Raw genomic sequence first — 21,516 nt, 5'->3', positions numbered from 1 at the left:
ACCGGCAGTGGCGCCGCGCCTGCAGCGGCCGCCGCACCAGCACGACGGGCGGGCTACCTCGCGCGCGAGGACGACAGCCCGCGCATGCGGTAGGCGAGCACCGCCAGCTCGACGCGCGAGTGCACGTCGAGCTTCGTGAAGACCCGGCCGAGATGCACCTCGACGGTGCGCACGGACACGAAGAGCCTGGCCGCGGCGTCGCGATTGGACGCCCCGTCGACGACCAGCATGGCGACCTCGAGCTCGCGTTCGGTGAGCACCTCGGCCCACACGCCGCGGCAGACGACGAGCGGATCGTCGAGATCGGCGGGACCGGCCGGCTCGGCGTGCTCGGCGCGCTCGGCGCGCGGCCCGCCGGTCGCGGCGGACGCGCCGGACCCCGGTGCCGCGGCCGGCGACGCGGGATCCGCCCCCGCCCCCGCTCGCACCGCCCCGTCACCCTGCGGCACCGGACCCGGCGCCGCCGTGCCCTCGGCGACGGACCCCGGCCCCGCCCCGAGCACCGGTCCTTCGGCGGCGGAGACGGCCGGTGCTGCCTGCGGCACCGCGAGCAGGCCGCGTTCGCCGTCGACGACGGAGAGCCACGCCCGCGCGCCCGACTCGTCGAAGAGGTGCTCGGCGGCCAGCAGGTGCCGCTGCGCACGATCGGCGGCGCCCGCCTCGCCGCAGGCCCTCGCGAGCATGAGCTCGGTGCGCGCGCGCTCGTAGTGCGAGCCGATCTCGCGGCTGGCGTCGACCGCGACGCGGTAGTCGGCCTCGAAGCGGTGCCGGTCGGTGCTGCGCATGCGCCGCCGCAGCTCGCTCGCGAGGCGCGCGTCGGGCGGTCGCCGCACTCCCGCGGCCTCGAAGCCGGGCGAGAGCTCGGGCGTCTCCCGTGCGGCGATCGCGTCGAGCCCCGGCACGTGCAGGCCGCAGCCCCCGGCCTGCTCGCGTTCGCCCGCGAGTGCGACGAGCGTGGTGGCCTCGGCACGGGCGCCGCGCAACTGCGCGGCGATCGCGCGGTCGACGAGCTCCTCGGCCCGGATCGAGACGGTCGACGGCGGCTGCGCCGCCTCCACCGCACGTGCGAACGCGCCGATGTCGCCCGTGGTGATCACGTCGATCCGTCGTGCGAGCGTCGCGCCGAGGCCGCCGAACGGCAGCGCGATCGGCAGGTCGGTCGCCGCGCGAGCGAGCAGTTGGCCCGCACGGGCGACCTCGCCCGACCACAGCACGAGCAGCGCGGCCGCGACGGCGCGCGCGGCCCGCATGATCGGTGCGCGCTCGTCGCGTGCGGCCCGCGGATCGCTCGAGGTGTCGCGCAGCGCGCCCAGCCAGCGAGCCGCGCGTTCGGGGTTGCCGCCGAGTCCCTGCTCGATGGCGCGCGCGATCGCGACGGCGCCGGCCGTCGCGCCGTCGGTCGCACCGGGCGAGGGCGCCGTTCCGTCGGCGGCGCTGCCGACGCCGAACATCGCGCACCACGCGGCGGCCGCGCGGAGCGGCCCGTCGTCGAGCCCGTGCCGCGCGGTCGCCCGGGCCGCCTCGGCGAGGCGTCGCGCCGCGGCGGCCGGAGCGCCGCGCTCGGCCAGCAGGCCGGCCGCCGTCGCTGAGGCACGGGCGAGGTCGGCCCAGCGCCCGGCGAGGGCGGCAGCCGCATCGGCCCCGCCCGAACCGTCGGCGGCGTCCTCGGTCGCCGCCGCGATCCGGTCGTCGAGCTCGCCGAGCGGCACGTCGCCCTCGAGTGCGGCGCGCGCGATGAGGTAGTCGGCGAGGACCGAGGCGCGCTCGTCCTCGTCTCCGTGCTCGAGCACCCCGCCGAGCCAGCACCTGGCGTCGTCGACGTGGCCGCCGTGCAGCGCGGCACGGCCGGCGATGCGCCAGGCGTCGATCTCGGCTCGGCCCGAGGCGTGGCTCGCCGCCTCGCGGGCGACGGCGTGCGCCCACTCGGGCTCGCCTGCGGCATCGGCGGCGTCGGCGATCGCGAGGAGCGGGGCGACGAACTCCTCGGAGCCCTCGAGCGTCGAGAGCGATCGGTGCCACGTGGCCCGCCCGTCGGAGCCGAGCTCGGCGTACGCCTGCGCGAGCCCGGCGTGGGCCGCGGTGCGCTCGGCGAGGCTGGCGACGGCGTGCGCCCACACGCGCATGCGCGGGTCGGCGAACGCGAAGTGGCCGGCGACGAGCAGGAGGTGGCGGCTCGCCTCTCCCTCGACGAGTGCCGACATCGGCCGGCCGGATGCCGCGAGCAGGACGTCGACCCGATCGTCGACGCAGACCGCGGCGGTGACGAGCAGCATGCGCTCCCACTCCGCCAGCCGCAGCACGTCGGCGGCGACGGCGGCCTCGATCGCCGGCACGAGCGGCAGCGGGTCGGGCAGCACGGCGTGCCCGAGGCGCTGCGCGGCGCGGAGGCGGCCGGCCACCTCGATGATGGCGTCGGCGTCGCCGCTGAGCGCGAGGCCGAGCCGCGCGGCCACGTGCGGGGCGACCACGAGGCGATGCCTGGCGAGCAGTTCGACGACCGCTCGGGTGTCTTCGAAGATCTCGGTCGACGAGCGATGACGCGGGGCTTGGCGGGGCCGTTCCGGTGTGGACGCCATTGCCCCTCCGCTCACTACATCGGTCGCGTTGGGTTATGTTAGCAACATTTACAAAGTCGGCGCGAGTGCCCGCCGGGTCGGGCGCAACTCCCCCTTCGGGGGCGGGCCCGACTCAGTCGCGCGGGCTCAGCAGGTACTCGTTGAAGCGCCGGGTCGTCGCCTCGTCGAGGGTGACGGATGCCCCGTCGACCGCCGTGACGCCCGCGGCGAGCCGCACGCTCGAGACGAGCCAGATCGCGTCGGCGAGCGCGAGCTCGGCCACCGGGATCTCGCGGTACTCGGTGCGCTCCCCCGACTGCTCGAGGTGGTCGAAGAGGCTCTGCTGGGTGGTGCCGTGCAGGATCGCGCCGCTCGGCGCCGGAGTGGCGTAGACGCCGTCGCGCCGGAGGATGACGCTCGAGGTCGGCCCCTCCATGACGAACCCGTCGGACGAGACGAAGATCGTGTCGTCCGCTCCGCGGCGCTTCGCCTCGCGGAGCGCCGCCATGTTGGGCGCGTAGCTCAGCGTCTTGGCGCCGAGGAGGAGCCACGGGGCCTTGGCCGCGGCGTCGTGCGCGAGGCCGCGATCGAGCGTCACGACCCGGATGCCCTGCTCGCGCGGCACGGTGAAGTCGGCCGCGGGCGCCGCGTGCAGCCACGCGGTCGGCGCGGGCCCGTGCTCGACGCCGCGGCTCAGCACGAGCTTCAGCGCGAACTCGCCGGTCGGCGGCAGGGCGGCGGTCGCTCGACGGATCGCGGCGTGCCACTGCTCGAGATTGGGCTCGGGCAGTTCGCAGATCGCCGCCGAGTTGCGCAACCGTACGAGGTGGGCCTGCGCCTCCTGCGCGTGGCCGTCGACGACCGCGAGCGTCTCGAAGATGCCGTCGCCGCGCTGCGTCGACAGCTCGCCGACGCGCAGCGCCGGCTCCGAGGCATCCACCTCGTGGAAGGTCGCGTCGACGCCCTCGGCGGACGCGTCGGCGGGCAGCGGTTCGATGAGGAGGGTCACGGTCGGGGCCATGCACCAATGGTATTCAGGATGCCGCCCGCCGATGCGCTACCGTACCGGCATGCAGACGCTCGGCACCGGCGAGATGAGCCGCGCCTCCGGGCTGTCGGCGAAGGCGCTGCGCCTCTACGACGCGAGCGGCCTGCTCGTGCCCGCCGACGTCGACGGCCGCACCGGCTACCGCCGCTACGCGCCGGCGCAGCTCGAACGTGCCCGCTCGATCGCTGCCCTCCGCCGCGCCGACCTCCCCCTCGCCGTCATCGGCGAGCTGCTCGACGCTCCCGCCGGCGAGGCACGGGCGCGGCTGCGCGCGTGGTGGGCCTCGGAGCGCGAGGGCTTCGCCAGGCGCAGCCAGACGATCGACCTGCTCGCGGCGACGGACTCGGGGTCGCAGGAGGCCGCCGGCCCGCCGCAGCCCGAACTGCTCGCGCGCGTGCGCGTCGAGTCGGTGCCCGACCGCGTCGTCGCGAGCATCGCCCGCACGGTCGAGCAGTCCGAGCTCGTCCCGACCTTCCTCGCCGACGTCGTCGAGATCCGCCGGCATCTCGCCGAGCAGGGTGCCGAGGCCGACCCCGCGCACTGGGTCCTCTTCCACGAGCCCGTCGGCGAGGGCCTGCCCGGCCGCATCGAGACCGCGGTGCCGTTCACCGGGCGCGCGACGCCGACCCGCGACATCCTGCTGCGCGTCGAACCCGGTGGCGACCACGCGGTCGTCGACCTCGCCGCGCGCGAGATCGCGTACCCCGGGCTGCTGCGCTTCTACGATGCGGTGCGCGCCGCCTCCGGACTCGCGCCGGGCGACCCCGGACGACCGCCCCGGGAGTGGTATCCGGGAGCGTGGCCCGACGACCCCGAGGCGATCGCCCTGCGCATCGCCCGCCCGATCCCGACGCCCGCGGCCTCCGCGGCGGCACCGCTTGACTCCGCCCCCGGGGCAGACTCCACGATGTCGGCATGACCGACTCCGCCGCCACCCGCTCCGCCGGTGACTTCGCCCGCCACTCCCCCTACACCGACCCCGGGTCGCACCGAGCGCTCGTCGCCGCGATCGCGCCCGAGCCGCGTGCCATCCACCGCGCCGTGACGGCCACGATCACCCACTACCGCGCCGGAGAGGCACCGCCGACGCCGGTGCAGCTCGCCGACGTCGACCGCCGGTGGATCTCGTCGATCCTCGACGCCGCCGCCGAGCGGGCGGACGGCCCCCTCGACACCGACCGTGCGCCGTCCCAGCGCGTCGGCGGCTGCTGTCGCGACCACTCCCTGCTCGCCGTCGCGATCCTGCGCGAGCACGGGGTTCCCGCTCGCACCCGGCTCGGCTTCGCGTCCTACTTCGAACCCGGCTTCCGCCACGACCACGTCGTCGTCGAGCTGCGCCGGGAGGGACGCTGGGTGCGGTTCGACCCCGAGCTCGGCGACGACGACGGCTTCGACTTCGACTTCGACGTGCACGAGATGCCCTCGGGCGAGGGCTCACCCTTCGAGACGGCCGCCGAAGCGTGGCTCGCCCACCGCGAGGGTCGCACCGACCTCGCCGACTACGGCGTCGCGCCCGGCCACGACATCGGCGGTCCCTGGATCGTGCACGGCTACGTGCTCGGCGACCTCGCCCACCGCATGCGCACCGAGCTGCTGCTCTGGGACGGGTGGGGCATCATGGACGCGCCCCGGCGCCCGCTCACGGCCGAGGCGATCGAGCTCGCCGACCGGATCGCGCGGCTCACGGTCGCGGCCGACTCGGGCGACGACGCGGCCGAGGAGTCGCTCGCCGCGATCTGGCGCGACGACGCCCGCGTCCGCGTCGGGCGGACGATCACGACCGCCTCGCCCTCGGGGCGATTCGGCACGACCGACCTCGTGGAGCGCACGACGCGCTGGTCGTAGTCGGCGCTCGCGTTCGCTGAGGGGATGCGAAAGGCCGGCCGCAGAAACGCCTCTCGGCGCGAGGCCGCTCGGAGCGGCGAATTTTGGAGCCCGGGGTTACTGCGGCCGGCCTCAGACAGTCTAAACGACGTCGAGTGCCGGTTCATTCCCGGCGGCGTCAGCGGAGGCCATCGCAGTCGGCACCGGAACGAGCCTCGCCGTCGGACGCGGCTCAGTCGAGGGCGTCACGCCGCCAGAGGCGGGCGCAGGCGCCGAGCTCGTCGGCGAGCTCGGTGAGGCGCAGCGCTCGTCGGGTGAGCGCGCCCGAGCGCTCGGGGTGCACGGCATCCGTGGCATCCGCGTCGTCGGCGAGACTCGTGAACCCGGCCGAGGTCACCCTCGCGAACGCCGCGGCGCGCTCGAGCGCGACGGCGAAGTCGCCCGTGAAGACCCCGTGCAGCACCCGGTCGGCCAGCTCGCGCACCTCGTCGGGACCGGTGGGCGCGGCCGCCCCCGCCACGACCTGGTCGATCGTGTGCGAGACCTCTGCACCGCGTCGGTAGGCGAGGCTCAGCGCCTCGGCGTCCTGCCCGATGAGCGTGCGCAGGAGGTAGATGCGCCAGAGCGCGCCCGGCAGGCTCTTCGCCGACGAGCCCGACCAGAGCTCGGCGATCGCGTCGATGCCGTGCAGGTCGGTGTAGGCGATCAGCCGCGCGACGATCTCGGGGTCGGGGTTCGCCCGGACGCGGGCGAGGAGCGCCGCCGCGGTGTCGTGCGCCGCCCGGTTCAGCCGTGCCGGATCGTCGCCGCCGACGAAGCCGTCGAAGAGTGCGGGAGGGAACCGGGTGGGGCGGTGGAAGTCGGCGGCCATTCGGAACAGGATACCCGCGCTCCCTGCGACTGTCCCCCGGAACGGGTGATCCCCCGCACTGGGGCCGCCCGCACTGGGGGCGTCGGCACCACGGCAACGGGAATAGCCTGCGAACCATGCGTACTCGAAGCATCCTCACCGCCTCTGCGGCGGCCGTGCTCGTCGCGACCGCCGCCATCGCCGCGCCCGCGGCCGCCGCACCGGCACCCGGCACCCCCGAGACCCGTGCGAGCGGGTTGCCCGGCCCGCTCGGGCTCGCCGTCGCGAACGACGGCAGCGCCGTGGTCTCGGGCAACTTCGCCGGCCTCCTCTCGGGCATCGACAAGAAGGGCACCGCGTCGACGCTCGCCGTGGCACCCGGCGAGGAGATCTCGGCCCCCGCGATCTCGGGCTCGACGATCTACTACATGCGCGGCGGCCACGACCACGTCGAGGCGGGCCTCTACGCGCTGACGAACGGCACCTCGACGTTCGTCGCCGACCTCGCCGGCTACGAGGCGAGCGAGAACCCCGATGCGGTCAACACCTACGGCTTCTCGGACCTGTCGCCCGAGTGCGAGGCGCAGTTCACCGGGTTCCCGGAGTTCCCGCCGATCGGCGAGCCGCACTACACCGGCATCGTCGACACCCACGCGTACGGCTCGACCGTCGTCGGCGACACCGTCTACATCGCCGACGCGGGCGCCAACGCGATCCTCGCGGTCGAGGACGGCGAGGTGTCGACCGTCGCCGTGCTGCCCCCGTCGGCGCCGATCACGGTGCCGCCCGGGTTCGGCGCGCAGTACGGCTGGCCCGCCTGCGTCGCCGGCCACCCCTATCGCACCGAGCCGGTGCCGACCGACGTCGAGCTCGGCCCCGACGGCTGGCTGTACGTCACGAGCCTGCCCGGCGGCGAGGAGAGCCCGGCGTTCGGACCGCGCGGCACCGTCGTGAAGGTGAACCCCGCGACCGGCGACATCGTGCCGGTGGCGAGCGGCTTCAACGGAGCCACCAACCTCGCCGTCGCCCCGAACGGCACGATCTACGTCGCCGAGCTGTTCGGAGGCCCGGAGGGCCTGGGACAGGTCGCGATCGTCGCCCCCGGGGCCGACGAGGCGACCGGCGTGATCGACGCCATGATGCCCGCGGCGGTCTCGGTGCGCGCCGAACAGCTCTACGTGACGACCGAGGCACTCTCGGAGGAGGGCGGCAAGCTGACCGTTGTGCCGCTCAAGGGCACCGCGCACAGCCGTCGAGGCTGAAGCTGCGACCCGGCCCGAGGTGGCGAGCGGCCGGACACCGGTGAAAGCCGGTGGCCGGCCGTTTCGCCGCGCCGGGAGCGGCTCATCCGCCGTCGGCGGCCCGCCGCATGAACGCCGTGCGCCAGTTCTCACCGGAGCGCTCGTAGGTGATCTTCGCGTGGCAGTTGCGGCAGCGCACGTCGCATTTCGCGATCTCGCTCATGACCTTGCGGACCGAGTAGCCGTTCTGCGCGAGACGCATCACCTCGGCGGACTTGTCGCACCCCGCGCGATGGTCGAAGTCGAGCACCCTGAGGTCGGACTCGCCGCAGTCGAGGCACGGGTGCGCGCTGAGGTACGCGCCGACGGCGTCGAGGGCGAGCCGCCGCTGCTGCGCCTTCCTCGCCATGATCACGCGCACATGTGCCTCGCGATTCTTGGCGTAGTACTCGCGGGCCTTCTGACGATTGCACTCTCTGCAGAGCTTGGTCAGACCGTCTCGAGCCGACTTGAGCCGGTTGAACTCGTCGAGTGGCCTAGACTGCTTGCAGCGGTAGCAGCGCTTCTGCGTCACGTTCACGCCCCCGTAGCTCAGAGGCAGAGCAGCTGACTTTTAATCAGCGGGTCGGGATGTCGGAATTCCCCGGGGGCACCACCAGGGTCGGGCTCCACAGCACGGGCGTTTGTCATCGACGACCTCCTTCGTTCGAAGATATCTTCGACCACCGACATCCTGTCCCGAGCGGACGGCCGCCCTCAGCGCGCCACGAGCCCCTGCTCGTACGCCCAGATGACGACGTGCACGCGATCGGGCAGCCCGAGCTTCGCGAGGATCGCCTTGACGTGCGTCTTCACGGTGTTGCCGGTGAGGTGGAGGCGTTCGGCGATCTCGTCGTTCGAGGCACCGACGACCAGCTCGGCGAGCACGTCGCGTTCGCGCGCCGTGAGCGGCGCGAGCAGTGCCTCGGCGTCGGGGGCGGCCGGCGCCTTCGCCACGAAGTCGACGAGGCTGGCCGTCGCACGCGGCGCGAGGGTCGCGTCGCCGGCGTTGACGGCCCGGATCGCCGCCGCCAGCTCCTCGGCGGAGGCGTCCTTGGTCAGAAACCCGCTGGCACCGGCTCGAATGGCGGCGAACACGAGCTCGTCGAGATCGAAGGTCGTCAGCACGAGCACACGAGTGCCGGGATGCTCCGCCCGCACCCGCCGCGTCGCCTCGATGCCGTCGAGCCGGGGCATCCGCACGTCCATCACGACCACGTCGGCGCGGTGCGCGCGCAGCAGTTCGAGCAGCTCGACGCCGTCGGAGGCCTGCACGACGAGCTCGAGGTCGGGCGGGTCCTCGAGCATGATCTCGAGCGCCGAGCGCATGAGCTCCTGATCGTCGGCGAGCGCGACGCGGATCCGCGGGTCACCGGTCACCTGGCACCTCCGTCGCGGGGCCGTTGCCGACGGGAAGCCGCGCGACGACGCGCCAGCCCGCGGCATCCTCCCTGGGGCCGGCCTCGAAGGCGCCGCCGAGCTGCTCGACGCGATCGCGCATGCCGCGCAGGCCGCGGCCGGGGCCGGGGTCCCGCGGCACCCTGCCGGCATCGTGCCCGACGTCGCGCCCGTCGTCGTCGACGGTGACGGTGAGCGCAGCTGGGCCCCAGTCGAGCGTCACCCGCGAGTACGTCGGCGGCGGCGCATGCCGGATCGTGTTGGTGAGCGACTCCTGGACGACGCGGTACGCGGCCAGGCCGACCCCGGGCCGCACCTCCGCCGGGACGCCGACGACGACCGACTCGGCGGTGCGCCCCGGCGCCTGCGCGCGCTCGACGAGCTGCGGCAGCGCCTCGAGGCCGGGGCTCGGTTCGCGGACCGCCCGGTCGTCGCCGCGCGACGACTCGGCGAGGGCCCCGAGCAGCCCGCGCATGTCGGCCATCGCCGCACGGCCGGTCGTGACGACGTGCTCGACCGCCCCGCGCGCCCGCTCGTCGTCGCGCCCCACGAGGAGCCGCGACGCCTCCGCCTGCGCGACCATCACCGCGAGCGAGTGCGCGATGACGTCGTGCAGCTCGCGGGCGATCCGGCGCCGCTCCTCGGCGACCGCGCGCAGCTCGCCCTGCAGGCGCAGCTCGGCGGCCTGCGCGAGCGCGAGCTCCTGCGCGGCTCGCTTGCGCAGCGTCTCACGGCGGTAGCGTCCGAGCGCCCAGGCCACGCCCACCCCGGCGGCGAGCGATCCGGCGAGCGCGAGGAGCGCTCCCGGGGTGGCGACCATGCCGATGTCGCTCGAGCGGTCCGAGAGGACCATGAGGCCCGTGATGATCCCGGCGCCGGCGAGCCCGAGGGCGAGCCCGGCGATGCCGGCGATGCGGTCGTCGCTCGCCGCGGCCGCGTAGACGAACACGAGGTAGACGAGCGAACTGGCCTGCAGCACGGCGAGCCCGGGCATGCCGGGCAGGCTCAGGGCCGCGAGCCCCAGCATGAGCGCGGATGCCACGGCGATCGTCGCCCGAGGCCACCGCCGCCGCAGCGCGACGAACAGGTGCAGCAGCGCGAACAGCGCGATCGCGACGCCCGCCCAGACCACGGCTCCGGCGGGTCCGGCCTCCCGCAGCACCTCGGCGACGGTGATCGGCAGCAGCGCCGCCGCACCCACCGCGGCCCACACCCAGTCGGCGAGGCCCGGTGCTCGGCGCACGGTCGCGGCATCCATCACCGGCCCCACGCTACCGGCGGGTCGCCGGTGCGCATCTCACCCGATCGGGTGAGGCGGGCGACCCGCCCGAGGCGGGACGCTGTCGACGACCCGGCCGAACGTCGGCGGGGACGCAGGGACCGGGCCTCCACGGGCTCCCCCGACGCCGATGCAGAGGAGTGCACGATGACCTCCACCCGACCAGCCGCGACCGGATCGGTCGCCGCCCCGCCGGATGCCGCAGTCCGGCTGCTCCGCCCGTTCGCGGTGCTCGCGCTCGTCGCCTCCGCCGCGATCACGGCGATCGGTCTCGCCTGGTGGCTCGTGCCCGCCGCGAACCCGTACACCGCGCCGGGCTCGCTGAGCCTCGCGAACGCACTGCTCGAGCCGGCGCGGTTCGCCGCCGTCGTCGTCGCGACGGGTGCCGTGGGCCTCCTCCTCGCCGGCGCGGCCCTGTCGAGGGAAGCGCTCGGCAGACGCGCCCGCCTCGTCGCCGGTGCCGCGGCCGTGCTCGCCGCGACCACCGTCGTCGTCCTCGGCGACGCCGGCACCATCACCTTCGCGGGGTACCTGTTCGGCTTCGCCGCCGTCGTCGCGGGGGTGCTCACCACGGCGGTGCTCCTCGTGCGGGCGCCGCGGCTCGGCGTCCCGCTCCTCGTGCTCCTCCTCGCCGTCGTCGGGGTCGCGGTGTGGTGGGCGGGGCTGACATGGGAGGGCGTCGCGAGCTTCCTCGCGAGGTTCGGTGCGGGGCTCGTCGACAACGCGCTGCCCATCGCCGTCTCGGCCGTCTCGGTCGCCGCGGTGCTCGCGTGGACGGCCGTCGCGGTCGTCGCGGGACGGACCACGCGCGAGATGCGCGCCGTCGAGTCGTGGCTCGTCCGGCACCGTCGCGCGCTCACCGTGCTCGCCGCACTCGGGCCGCTGCCGTACGCGGTCGTGCGTGCGAGCTGGCTCACCCCGTGGCCGCTCTTCGCGCCCGCGGAGGGCGAGCTGTCACCGCCCGTGCTCGCCACCGGGCTCATGCTGGGCGCGGGCGCGGCCGCGGCGTGCGTGCTCACGCTCGGCCTCATCCTGCCCTGGGGCCGCGTGTTCCCGCGGTGGATGCCCGGGCTCGGCGGCCGGCCGGTGCCGGCGCGGCTCGCCGTTGTTCCGGGTCTCGCCGCCGCGACGATCATCACGATCTCGGCCGTGCCGGTGTTCATGCTGTCGCTCGGCGCGGACTCGATCGTCGACGTCATCGTCTTCGACCTCGTGCTGCCGCTCTGGTTCTGGGGCCCGATGCTCGCCCTCGCGGTGTGGGCCTACGCGGCCGAGCGGCGCGGCGAGAGCGGAACGGGCGACGCGGCTGCGCTCGGCTGACCCGTCGCCGGTCGCGCACCACCGCACCGGCGAGGCCATGGGCACCGCCCGGCGGTCGTTCGAGTCACTCGGTGCGGTCGACGGGTTCGGCGACGGTGGCGCGCGTGCGCACCGAGCCGATCCCGTCGTGCGCGGCGGCCCCCGTCGTGCGGCCCTGCGAGGCGGCGATCACCCGCCTGCCGGAGGACGCCAGACGGAAGCGGACCTCGCCGCTCGCATCCGTGGAGAGCTCGAACGTTCCCGCCATGGCGGCCCCTCCCATTGGTTCCCCTGCACGCAACCTCGCGTGCAGCTCCAACGCTAGCCATGAGTTCCCCTCGACACCAGAGCCTGCGGCCCCCACTTCGGGGACACGCGGGGCCCGGGACATCCGCCCGGCGACCCCCGCCCGCGACGGGCGCGCGGCTCGAGGCGACGGCCCGTTCAGCCCGCGATCGCGCGGAGCCCGGCCATCAGCGCGACGCGCTCGGCCGAGGTGCGCCCGAGGGGCGTGACGGCGAGCGTCGTCACGCCCGACTCGGCGAACGCGGCGACCCGCTCGGCGACGTGCCCCGCCGGCCCGATGAGCGAGACCGCGCGCACGAGCTCGTCGGGCACCGCGGCGATCGCCTCGGCCTTGCGCCCGTCGAGGTAGAGGTCCTGGATGCGGGCGGCCTCCGCCGCGAAGCCGTAGCTCGCGATGAGGTCGTTGTAGAAGTTCTTGCCCCGTGCCCCCATTCCGCCGATGTAGAGCCCGAGCTGGGGCCTCACCGCGTCGATGGCGGCGGCGATGAGCTCGGGCTGCTCGGTGATCGCGAGCGCCGGGCTCGCGAAGACGTCGAGGGGAGCGCGCTCGGGAGCGCGCTTCGCGGTGCCGGCGGCGAGCGCGTCGCCCCAGACCTCCGCGGCCCGCTCGGGGTGGTAGAACATCGGCAGCCAGCCGTCGGCGATCTCGGCGGTCTGCGCCACCGACTTCTGCCCGAGCGAGGCGACGGTGATCGGGATGCGCTCGCGCACCGGGTGGTTGATGAGCTTCAGCGGCTTGCCGAGTCCGGTGCCCTCGCCCGCCGGCAGCGGGATCGTGTAGTTGCGCCCCTGGTGGACGACGGGCTCGCGCAGCCACGTCATGCGGCAGACCTCGACGATCTCGCGCACGCGGCCGAGCGGGGCGTCGTACTTCACGCCGTGGAACCCCTCGATCACCTGCGGCCCCGAGGCGCCGATGCCGAGCTCGAAGCGGCCGCCCGAGACGTAGTCGAGGCCGGCTGCGGTCATCGCCGTGAGCGTGGGCGTGCGCGTGTAGAGCTGCAGGATGCCGCTCATGAGCGTCATCCGCTCGGTGCGCGCCGCGAGGAACCCGAGCTGGCTGACCGCGTCGAACGAGTACGCCTCGGGCACGACGACGAGGTCGACACCGGCGGCCTCGAGCTCGGCGACCTCGTCGGCCGCCTCGCGGAAGCCGCCCGCGTAGTTCAGGAACATGCCGACGCGCATCCGTGACTCCTCTTCGTCGGGGCTGCCCGGCGGGTGCGCGCGGGCACCTCAGACCCTACGCGACGGGCTCGGGACGGCCGCGCCGCTTGTGCGGGTTCCACCACCGCGCGGCGACGCACCCGCGCTGTCGAGTGGGCAGCGCACAACCCCGGGCCGCGCGGTCGACGATCGCCCCGTCCATCGCCGACGCAGACGGCGCCGGGGGCTCGCAGCAGTCTCAGAGGTGGATGTCTCAGGCTGGACCCGACCCCGATCCCCGTCTGGAGGTGCGATGCTCTGGAGCCTGCTGCTCGACCTGCTCCTCGTGCTCGTCTTCATCGGCGCGGTCGTCCACGGCGCGCGCGCCGGGCTCCTGCGCACCGCCGCCGGGCTCGTCGGCCTCGTCGCCGGCGGCGTCGCCGCCTACTTCGTCATGCCCTGGGTCGCCGGGCTGGTTCCCGCCCCCGAGTGGCGGGCGCCGGTCGCGCTCGTCACCGCGCTGATCCTGCTGTCGCTCGGCGCCTGGCTCGGCGCGATCGTCGGCCGGGCGCTGCGCAGCGGCGCGCGGGCGGTGAAGCTCGGCGTGCTCGACCGGGTGCTCGGGGCGATCGGCAACCTCCTCGTCACCGCCTTCGTCGTCGCGCTCGTCGCCTCGGGGGTCTCGGCGCTCGGCGTGCCCGTGCTCTCGCCCGCGGTCGCCGGCTCGAACGTGCTGCGCGCACTCGACCAGGTGACCCCTGCCCCCGCCAAGTCGGTGATGGCCGAGCTCCGCACCGCCGCGCTCGGCGAGGCGCTGCCCTGGCTCGTCCAGGTGCTCGACACCCCCCTGCCGACCGAACCTCCGCCGAGCGGCACGATCGACAGCCCGGCCCTCGCCGCGGCCTCGCGTTCGGTCGTGCGCATCACCGGCACGGCCTTCGAATGCGGTGCGAACCTCTCGGGCAGCGGGTTCGTCGTCGCCGACGACCGGATCGTCACGAACGCCCACGTCGTCGCGGGGGTCGACGAGCCGATCGTCGAGGCGCCCGGGCTGCCGGCCGTCGCGGGCCGCGTCGTCGCGTTCGACGCCGAGCACGACCTCGCGGTGATCGCGGTCGACGGGCTCGCCGCGGCGCCGCTCCCGCTCGACGAGCCCGCGCTCGGCGACGAGGTCGCGGTCGCCGGCTACCCCTTCGGCGGGCCGCTCGAGCTCCGGCCGGGCCGAGTGGCCGCGAGCGGCCCGCTCACCCTGCAGGAGGGCGGACGCACCTCGACCCGCGAAGTGCTCACGCTCTCGGCCGACGTCGACCACGGCAACTCGGGCGGCCCCGTGCTGTCGGCCGACGGCGAGGTCGCGGGGGTCGTCTTCGCGCGATCGGAGTCGGTCGCGACGGTCGGCTTCGCCATCCCGATCTCGACGCTCGCACCGCTCGCAGAGACGGCGCCGACGCTCACGGAGGCGGTCGACTCGGGGGCGTGCGCGGCCTGAGCCGGGTCAGTCGGCGCTGAAGCCCTCGAAGCGGATGCCCCAGCTGAGCTGCCACTCCTCGCCCGGACCGAGCCAGCGCAGGCCGCGGCCCGAGTTGAACGCCTCGGCCGGCGCGGTCATCGGCTCGATCGCGATCGCGATCTCGCCGTCCTCGCCGGGGAAGGCGCGCGAGGTGTACACCTGCACGTAGCCGAACTCGTCGTCCGCCCACACCGAGACGCTGCGTCCGTCGGGTGCGGTGAGCGAGTGCAGCACCTGCCCGTCGTCGCTCGCGAGCTCGCCGAACGCGTCGTCGAGCTGCAGCTCGCCGACGCGGCGCCCCTCGCGGAAGTCCCACTCGGTGCCGTCGACCGGCACCTCGCCGGTCGGCAGGAGCCGCTCGTCGACCTCGATGTGGCTCGCGGCGTCGAGGCGCAGGGTCAGCTCGGAGGTCGGCACGCCGCCGATCTTGAGGTAGGGGTGGGTGCCGATCGCCACCGGCGCCGCCTCGCCGCCGAGGTTCTCGACGAAGTGCGTGACCCTGAGCCCGTCGGCGACGAGCTCGTAGTGCACGGCGGTGCCGAGCAGGTACGGGTAGCCCGACTGCGGGTAGATGCGGGCGGCGAGCGTGACCGAGTCGCGGTCGCGCGCGATGGGCTGGTACTCGGTGTGGCGGAGCAGCCCGTGGATGGCGTTGCCGCGCGCGGGCTCGGTGATCGCGAGCTGGTGTTCGACGCCGTCGTGGCTCCACCGACCGTCGCGGATGCGGTTCGGCCACGGCACGAGCACGATGCCGGCGGCCATCGGCGGCGACTGGTCCTCGCCGTAGGGCGGCACGAGGTCGATGCCGTTGATGCTGAGCGTGCGAAGCCCCGCGGCGACCGCGGTGACGGTGGCCCTGATCTGGCCGCTCGACGTCGTCGTCTCGAGCACGAACTGCTCGCCCGTGGGTTGGGTCATGCCTCAACTCTATGGGCTGCGTCGGGGCCGTGAGCGGTGACCACCGCGAGTCCGGCCTCCTCGAGCTCGGCCACGACCGCGGAGGGTGCCGCGGCATCCGTGACGAGGGCGTCGAACGCGTCGACCGGGCCGACGCGACCGAGGTGCACCTCGCCGAGCTTCGAGCCGTCGGCCACGACGACGGCGCGTGCCGCGCGCTGCAGCATGAGCGACTTCACCCCGGCCTCGGGGAGGTTGGCGTTGGTGACGCCGTGCACGGGGTCGACGCCGTTGCAGCCGATCACGGCGAGGTCGACGTGCACGCTCTGCAGCAGCGAACCGGCGAGCGGGTCGACGAGGGAGTGCTGGCGCGGGCGCAGCGTGCCGCCGGTCACGACGACCTGGAATCGAGGGATCTCGGCCTCGAGCTCGAGCGCGATCGAGAGGCCGTTGGTGAACACGACGAGGTCGTCGAGATCGGTGCGCCGGCGCAGGGCCCGCGCGACCTGCAGCGTGGTGGTGCCGACGTCGAGGATGAGGCTCTGGCCGCTGCGCACGAGGCCCGCGACGTGCTCGCCGATGCGCCGCTTCGGTTCGACGGATGCCTCGAGCGCCTCCTCGAAGCTCGGTTCGCGCTCGGGGCGCGCATCGCCGAGGGCGGCGCCGACGGGCACGGCCCCGCCGTGGACGCGGCGGATGCCGCCCTGGCGTTCGAGCGCGTCGAGGTCGGCGCGGGCGGTGACGGTCGTCACGCCGAAGGCGCGGCTGAGCTCCGCGACGCGCACGAACCCCCGCTCGGCGACGAGCGCGAGGGCGAGCTCGCGCCGGCGGGGCGCGTCGAGCTGCGGGTCGTCGTCCATGGTTCGATCATCCGGGCACGAGGCCCACTTTGCAATACGAAAGGCGTTTGTTTGCAGAACGAAAGTCGCGTATCGTGTGCCGCGTGACCCTGACGAGCGACCCCGGCGGCGAGGCATCCGCGACCGTGATCGACCCGCGCATCGCCGTGCGCCCGACGACCCTCGCCGACGGCCGCGAGCTCATCTACTTCGACGACGCCGGCACGCGACTGCCCGCCGAGCGCGCGATCGACGCGCGCGAGCTCGCGCCACGGCCCCCGACGGCCGAGATGCGGCAGGATCCGCTGACCGGCGAGTGGGTCTCGATCGCGGCCGCCCGCCAGCACCGCGTCGTGCTGCCGCCCGCCGAGCTCGACCCGCTCTCGCCGCAGTCGCCCGGCAACCCGTCGGAGATCCCGAGCCGCTACGACGTCGCCGTCTTCGAGAACCGCTCTCCCTCGTTCGGTCCCGAGCTCGGTGCGGCCGGGGACGCCGACCCGAAGGGTGCACTCGGCGAGCTGCGCCGGGTCGGGCTCGAACGCCGCCGTCCGTCGGTCGGCCGCTGCGAGGTCGTCTGCTTCAGCCCCGAGCACGAGGGCTCCTTCGGCACCCAGACCGTGACGCGCGCGCGCACCGTGATCGAGGCCTGGGCGCAACGCACCGCGGCCCTCTCGGCACTGCCGGGGGTGCAGCAGGTGTTCCCGTTCGAGAACCGCGGGCGCGAGATCGGCGTGACCCTCGGCCACCCCCACGGGCAGATCTACTCGTACCCGTACGTGACCCCGCGCACCGAGCGGCTGCTCGCGTCGATCGACTCCTACGGCCCCTCCCTCTTCGCCGACCTGCTCGAGCGCGAGCGCGGCGGGCCCCGGCTCGTGCTCGAGGGCGAGCACTGGAGCGCCTTCGTGCCGTTCGCCGCGCGCTGGCCGATCGAGGTGCACCTGCTCCCCCACCGGCACGTGCCCGATCTCGCGGGGACGAGCCTCGCCGAGCGCGACGAGCTCGCCGTGCTCTACCGGCGGCTGCTGCGCGGCGTCGACGCGCTGTACGACACCCCGACGCCGTACATCGCGGCCTGGCACCAGGCCCCCGTGCACACGCGGCGCGACGAGGTGCGGCTCATGCTGCAGCTCACGAGCCCGCGGCGCGGGCACGACAAGCTGAAGTACCTCGCCGGCTCGGAGGCCGCGATGGGAGCATGGATCGGGGACGTTCCCCCCGAGACGCAGGCGGAGGCGCTGCGCGCCGCGATCGGGAGGGCATCGGAATGAGCGAGACGACGGGATCGATCGACCCGGTGGCGCAGGCGCAGCACGGCTTCGCCGAGTGGTTCGGCCGGCGCCCGATCGGCGTGTGGTCGTCGCCCGGGCGGGTGAATCTCATCGGCGAGCACACCGACTACAACGACGGGTTCGTGTTCCCCTTCGCGATCGAGCAGCGCACCGCGGTCGCGCTCGGCGAGCGCGACGACCGGATGCTCCGCGTCGCGACGAGCTTCGCGCCCGAGGCGGTCGAGATCGACCTCGATCAGCTGACGCCCGAGGCGGTCGACGGATGGGCGGCGTACCCGCTCGGCGTGGCGTGGGCGCTCGGCGAGTTCGGCGCCGACCTCTCGGCCGTGCGCGGGGTCGATCTCTACGTCGCGTCCGACGTGCCGGTCGGCGCCGGGCTGTCGTCGTCGGCGGCGATCGAGAGCGCCGTCGCCCTGGCGCTCGACGAGCACTGGGAGATCGGCCTCGACCGCCCCACGCTCGCGAAGGTCGGTCGCCTGGCCGAGAACCGGGTGGTCGGCGCCCCGACGGGCATCATGGACCAGTCGGCGTCGCTGCTCGGCGAGGCCGACTCCGGGGTGTTCCTCGACTGCCGGAGCCTCGACGCCGAGGTGATCCCGCTCGGATTCGCCGCGGCGGGGCTGAGCCTCCTCGTCATCGACACCCGCGTGTCGCACGCGCACGCCACGGGCGGCTACGCCGCGCGCCGCGCCTCGTGCGAGGCGGGTGCCGAGGCGCTCGGCGTCGAGTCGCTGCGCGAGCTCCACGAGGGCGACCTCGCACGTGCCGCCGAGCTGCTCGACGAGGAGACGTTCCGCCGGGTGCGGCACGTCGTGACCGAGAACCAGCGCGTGCTCGACACGGTGCGCACGCTGCACGAGCAGGGGCCGGGGGCGATCGGCCCCCTCCTGGATGCCTCGCACGTCTCCATGCGCGACGACTTCGAGATCTCCGTGCCCGAGCTCGACCTCGCGGTCGCCACGGCCCAGGCGAACGGGGCGATCGGCGCCCGCATGACCGGAGGCGGGTTCGGCGGTTCGGCGATCGCGCTCATGATCGACGCACTGGTGCCGATCGTGTCGCGCGAGGTCGCTGCCGCGTTCGCCGAGCACGGCTACCGCGAGCCCTCGATCTTCACCGTCCGCGCCTCGCAGGGAACCCGCCGCGACGTCTGAGCTTGATCGGTCGCGGTCAGGCGTCGCAGGCGCAGGCGCACTCCGCGGCGCATTCCCCGTCATGCCAGCACGCCTCGATGCACACGCAGTCGTCCAGACGGATCGAGTCACGAAGGCCTCGTCGTCGGGCCTGCTCCAACCGCTCCGCCTGTGAACGCGCGTGATGGGAGCGGAGCTCGTGCGCCGTCGGGTGGTCATGCTCGGCTCCGATACCGAGCTCCGACCTCCGTTCGTCGCGCCGACGCCGGTGGTGGAACCAGACCCCCGGCTCCGGACGGTCGTAACGAGGCTCGGCCAACCGAAGCCACGGAGGATCGTGCGGCGGCCGCGCATCGAGATGCGCAGGCGAGCGCCGACCGCCGTGATCGCGCAGTTCGTCGAACGGGACGGGGGCGACAGGCTCGTTCGCGGCGTCGACGACGGCGAGGCGCATGCCTGCGACCGCGAGCACGCGCTCGAGCTCGCCGACTCGGGGGTCGCTCCTTCCGGTTTCGAGCCGGGCGATCGTCGATTGCCCGATGCCCAGGGCCGCTGCGAGTTCGCGCTGGCTGAGGTCCGCAGCGCGACGTACACGCAGTACCAGGCCCGCCACGTCGAGGCACCCACGCGCGAGCCGCTGTCCATGCTTCGCGACCTCGTTCGTCATGGCGGCCTCCTCCGGTCTCCACCCCCGCGCCGACCTCGGCGACGGAGCTCCATCGTGGGCCGCACCACCGACATCGTGGTTCGAATCACGCGCCCGCATCGCGGCCTTCGGCCGCCCGGGCGACCAACGTCCGCGCTACTCCGACACTGACCCGCCCGGCGACTCAGCCTCGCGCTCACGCCCGCACCCGATGACTCGGACGCTGAGTCGTTCGGCGACTCAGTGTCAGAACGCCCACGGGAGCGGGAGCCAGGGGCGACCCACCGGACGACTCAGTGTCAGAGCACCGGGGCCGCGGGCCACGGCGCCCAACGACTCGACATCAGGTCATGCGAGCGGGCGAACGCCGGGCGAGAGAGCACGTGCAGCGGGTCCTCGAGATCTACGCGGCGGGCTCGACCGGGCGGGGAGTTCCGCCCGTGATCCGCACGAGTTCGTCGAAGGTCGTCGGGAAGACGGTCTTGGCGTGGCCCGCCGCCGCCCAGACGACGGGGTAACCCGCGAGGTCGGTGTCGACGATCGTGCGCACCGGGGCCGGGTGGCCGAGTGGGGCGACCCCGCCGATGACCTGCCCGGTCGCGTGCTTCACGAGCTCCTTCGAGGCTCGGCCGATCGTTCCGCCGAGCTCGGCGCCGAGCCACTCGGTGTCGACGCGATGCGCACCCGAGGTGAGGACGAGGAGGGGCTCACCGTCGAGGGTGAAGACGAGCGAGTTCGCGATCTGGCCGACCTCGACCCCGAGCGCGGCGGCCGCGAGGGGCGCGGTCGTCACCGCGTCGTCGAACCAGACGATCTCGGGCTCCAGGCCGTGCGCGGAGAGCGACGCGGCGACGCGTTCGACCGCCGGGTGCGAGGGCATGGACGAGGGCGTCGACGAGCTCATCCTCCGATCCTAGGGGCGCCACCGACGCGATACCCGTGTGGCGTAGAGTGCGCCCGTGACCACACCGGAACTCGCCAGGCGCCTCGGCACCCGCGATGCCGTCGTGATCGGACTCGCCGCGATGATCGGCGCGGGGGTGTTCACCGTGTTCGCACCGGCCGCGGCGGCCGCGGGCTCCGGCCTCCTCCTCGGGCTCGCGATCGCGGCCTTCGTGGCGTTCGCCAACGCGAGCTCGACCGCCCAGCTCGCGGCGCGGTATCCCGAGTCGGGCGGCGCGTACCGATACGGCCGCGAACGTCTCGGGGCGTGGCCCGGGTTCCTCGCCGGATGGGGCTTCGTCATCGGCAAGACGGCGAGCTGCGCGGCGATGGCCATGACCTTCGCCGCCTACCTCGTGCCGACCGAGTGGCAGCGGCCGCTCGCCGCCGCCGCCGTCGTCGTGCTGGCCGGGGTCAACCTGCGCGGCATCACCCGGACGGCACGCGTCGCGGCGATCATCGTGGGCTTCGTCGTGCTCGTGCTGCTCCTCGTCGTCTCCGCCGGCGCGGGCGAGGTCCTGCAGCGCGGCATCCCGCTCGAGGGCCTCCTCGACTCGGGCTGGCCCGGGATCCTCCAGTCGGCGGGCCTGATCTTCTTCGCCTTCGCCGGCTACGCCCGCATCGCCACGCTCGGCGAGGAGGTACGCGACCCCGCGCGCACCATCCCGCGCGCGATCTCGATCGCCTTCCTCGTCGCGCTCCTCCTCTACGCGCTCGTCGCGCTCGTGCTGCTCGCCACGCTCGGCGCACCGGCCCTCGCGGCATCGACCGCCCCGCTCGTCGACCTCGTCGAGGCCGCTGGGTGGCCGGCGGCGGCACCCCTCGTGCGGGTCGCCGCGGCCGCGGCGGCGCTCGGCGCGCTGCTCGCCCTCATCGCGGGCATCGGTCGCACCGCCCTCGCGATGGCCCGCGACGGCGAGCTGCCGCACCGGCTCGCCGCCGTTCACCCGCGCACCCGGGTGCCGCACGTCGCCGAGATCGTCGTCGCCGTCGTCATCGTCGCACTCGTGCTCACCGTCGAGCTCCGCGAGGCCATCGGATTCTCCTCGTTCGGCGTGCTCGGCTACTACCTCGTCGCGAACCTCGCGGCGCTCACGCAGCCGGCCGTCGAGCGCAGGGTTCCCCGAGCGCTGTCGGCGGTCGGGGCGGTCGGATGCCTCGTGCTCGTCGTCACCCTGCCGCCGACCTCGATCGTCGCCGGCGTCGCCGTCTTCATCGTCGGCGTCTGCTGGCGACTCATCACCGCGGCGCGCCGCCGTCGATAGGCTCGGA

At 74.4% G+C, this 21,516-nt stretch carries 20 protein-coding genes and 1 tRNA gene; 9 read left to right on the top strand and 12 right to left on the bottom strand.

The window, feature by feature from the left end:
• Positions 1-53: 53 nt before the first annotated feature.
• Together ACFVSL_RS07645 and ACFVSL_RS07640 are read right to left on the bottom strand one after the other, a co-directional pair.
• Complete coding sequence (locus tag ACFVSL_RS07645; RefSeq protein WP_386939882.1) at positions 54-2,576, bottom strand: LuxR C-terminal-related transcriptional regulator; 2,523 nt, start codon at positions 2,574-2,576, stop codon at positions 54-56.
• 112 nt (positions 2,577-2,688) lie between these two features.
• Positions 2,689-3,576 carry an aminodeoxychorismate lyase gene (locus ACFVSL_RS07640; RefSeq protein WP_386939881.1) on the bottom strand — a complete coding sequence of 296 codons (888 nt, stop codon included), beginning with the start codon at positions 3,574-3,576 and terminating at the stop codon, positions 2,689-2,691.
• Positions 3,577-3,607: 31 nt separating this feature from the next.
• On the opposite strand from ACFVSL_RS07640, the gene ACFVSL_RS07635 reads away from it, so the two are divergent.
• Entirely contained in the window at positions 3,608-4,522 is a 915-nt protein-coding gene (locus ACFVSL_RS07635) for a MerR family transcriptional regulator (RefSeq protein WP_386939879.1), read from the top strand.
• Positions 4,519-5,448, top strand: a complete 930-nt coding sequence (locus ACFVSL_RS07630; protein ID WP_386939877.1) for a transglutaminase-like domain-containing protein — start codon at positions 4,519-4,521, stop codon at positions 5,446-5,448. The genes ACFVSL_RS07635 and ACFVSL_RS07630 overlap by 4 nt, the downstream gene beginning before the upstream one ends.
• A 211-nt stretch (positions 5,449-5,659) precedes the next feature.
• Here ACFVSL_RS07630 and ACFVSL_RS07625 read toward each other — a convergent pair whose 3' ends face one another.
• Entirely contained in the window at positions 5,660-6,298 is a 639-nt protein-coding gene (locus tag ACFVSL_RS07625; protein WP_386939876.1) for a DNA-directed RNA polymerase subunit beta, read from the bottom strand.
• A gap of 116 nt (positions 6,299-6,414) precedes the next feature.
• Between ACFVSL_RS07625 and ACFVSL_RS07620 the strand changes: the two genes are divergently transcribed.
• A complete protein-coding gene (locus ACFVSL_RS07620; RefSeq protein ID WP_386939874.1) occupies positions 6,415-7,539 on the top strand; it encodes a ScyD/ScyE family protein in 1,125 nt (374 codons plus the stop codon).
• Between the two features lie 82 nt (positions 7,540-7,621).
• On the opposite strand, the gene ACFVSL_RS07615 is transcribed toward ACFVSL_RS07620, so the two are convergent.
• A complete protein-coding gene (locus ACFVSL_RS07615) occupies positions 7,622-8,098 on the bottom strand; it encodes a hypothetical protein (RefSeq protein WP_386939872.1) in 477 nt (158 codons plus the stop codon).
• On the opposite strand from ACFVSL_RS07615, the gene ACFVSL_RS07610 reads away from it, so the two are divergent.
• Positions 8,099-8,173, top strand: a tRNA-Lys gene (locus tag ACFVSL_RS07610).
• A gap of 101 nt (positions 8,174-8,274) precedes the next feature.
• Here ACFVSL_RS07610 and ACFVSL_RS07605 read toward each other — a convergent pair.
• Both ACFVSL_RS07605 and ACFVSL_RS07600 read right to left on the bottom strand, forming a co-directional pair.
• Positions 8,275-8,937 (bottom strand): response regulator, encoded by a 663-nt coding sequence (locus tag ACFVSL_RS07605; RefSeq protein WP_386939871.1) that lies wholly within the window; start codon positions 8,935-8,937, stop codon positions 8,275-8,277.
• A complete protein-coding gene (locus tag ACFVSL_RS07600; protein WP_386939870.1) occupies positions 8,927-10,213 on the bottom strand; it encodes a sensor histidine kinase in 1,287 nt (428 codons plus the stop codon). The genes ACFVSL_RS07605 and ACFVSL_RS07600 overlap by 11 nt, the downstream gene beginning before the upstream one ends.
• Positions 10,214-10,381: 168 nt before the next feature.
• Here ACFVSL_RS07600 and ACFVSL_RS07595 point away from each other — a divergent pair, with 168 nt between their 5' ends.
• Positions 10,382-11,554: a hypothetical protein gene (locus tag ACFVSL_RS07595; protein WP_386939869.1), complete on the top strand. Its 1,173-nt coding sequence runs from the start codon at positions 10,382-10,384 to the stop codon at positions 11,552-11,554.
• A 64-nt stretch (positions 11,555-11,618) separates the two neighbouring features.
• Here ACFVSL_RS07595 and ACFVSL_RS07590 read toward each other — a convergent pair whose 3' ends face one another.
• Entirely contained in the window at positions 11,619-11,801 is a 183-nt protein-coding gene (locus ACFVSL_RS07590; protein WP_386939867.1) for a YegP family protein, read from the bottom strand.
• A gap of 176 nt (positions 11,802-11,977) precedes the next feature.
• Positions 11,978-13,027 carry an LLM class F420-dependent oxidoreductase gene (locus ACFVSL_RS07585; protein ID WP_386939866.1) on the bottom strand — a complete coding sequence of 350 codons (1,050 nt, stop codon included), beginning with the start codon at positions 13,025-13,027 and terminating at the stop codon, positions 11,978-11,980.
• A 271-nt stretch (positions 13,028-13,298) separates the two neighbouring features.
• Between ACFVSL_RS07585 and ACFVSL_RS07580 the strand changes: the two genes are divergently transcribed.
• On the top strand, positions 13,299-14,474 hold the full coding sequence (locus tag ACFVSL_RS07580) for a MarP family serine protease (RefSeq protein ID WP_386939864.1): 1,176 nt from the start codon (positions 13,299-13,301) through the stop codon (positions 14,472-14,474).
• A gap of 6 nt (positions 14,475-14,480) precedes the next feature.
• Here the strand turns inward: ACFVSL_RS07580 and ACFVSL_RS07575 are convergent, their stop codons facing one another.
• Both ACFVSL_RS07575 and ACFVSL_RS07570 read right to left on the bottom strand, forming a co-directional pair.
• Complete coding sequence (locus ACFVSL_RS07575; RefSeq protein WP_386939862.1) at positions 14,481-15,413, bottom strand: aldose 1-epimerase family protein; 933 nt, start codon at positions 15,411-15,413, stop codon at positions 14,481-14,483.
• The gene (locus ACFVSL_RS07570; RefSeq protein WP_386939860.1) at positions 15,410-16,252 is read right to left on the bottom strand and encodes a DeoR/GlpR family DNA-binding transcription regulator; all 843 of its coding nucleotides are present in this window, start codon (positions 16,250-16,252) and stop codon (positions 15,410-15,412) included. Before ACFVSL_RS07570 ends, ACFVSL_RS07575 begins: the two co-directional genes overlap by 4 nt.
• Before the next feature lie 89 nt (positions 16,253-16,341).
• On the opposite strand from ACFVSL_RS07570, the gene galT reads away from it, so the two are divergent.
• Positions 16,342-17,502, top strand: a complete 1,161-nt coding sequence (gene galT / locus ACFVSL_RS07565) for a galactose-1-phosphate uridylyltransferase (protein WP_386941125.1) — start codon at positions 16,342-16,344, stop codon at positions 17,500-17,502.
• Positions 17,499-18,677, top strand: a complete 1,179-nt coding sequence (gene galK, locus ACFVSL_RS07560; RefSeq protein WP_386939858.1) for a galactokinase — start codon at positions 17,499-17,501, stop codon at positions 18,675-18,677. The genes galT and galK overlap by 4 nt, the downstream gene beginning before the upstream one ends.
• 16 nt (positions 18,678-18,693) lie before the next feature.
• Here galK and ACFVSL_RS07555 read toward each other — a convergent pair whose 3' ends face one another.
• Positions 18,694-19,323: a helix-turn-helix domain-containing protein gene (locus ACFVSL_RS07555; RefSeq protein ID WP_386939856.1), complete on the bottom strand. Its 630-nt coding sequence runs from the start codon at positions 19,321-19,323 to the stop codon at positions 18,694-18,696.
• Between the two features lie 382 nt (positions 19,324-19,705).
• Positions 19,706-20,206 carry a YbaK/EbsC family protein gene (locus ACFVSL_RS07550; RefSeq protein ID WP_386939854.1) on the bottom strand — a complete coding sequence of 167 codons (501 nt, stop codon included), beginning with the start codon at positions 20,204-20,206 and terminating at the stop codon, positions 19,706-19,708.
• 55 nt (positions 20,207-20,261) lie between these two features.
• Between ACFVSL_RS07550 and ACFVSL_RS07545 the strand changes: the two genes are divergently transcribed.
• Positions 20,262-21,509, top strand: coding sequence for an APC family permease (locus ACFVSL_RS07545; RefSeq protein WP_386939853.1), 1,248 nt, complete (start codon positions 20,262-20,264; stop codon positions 21,507-21,509).
• Positions 21,510-21,516: the final 7 nt, after the last annotated feature.

The organism is Agromyces sp. NPDC058064, from assembly GCF_042885275.1.
GTDB lineage: Bacteria > Actinomycetota > Actinomycetes > Actinomycetales > Microbacteriaceae > Agromyces.
This window is presented reverse-complemented; position numbering and strand designations above follow the sequence as displayed.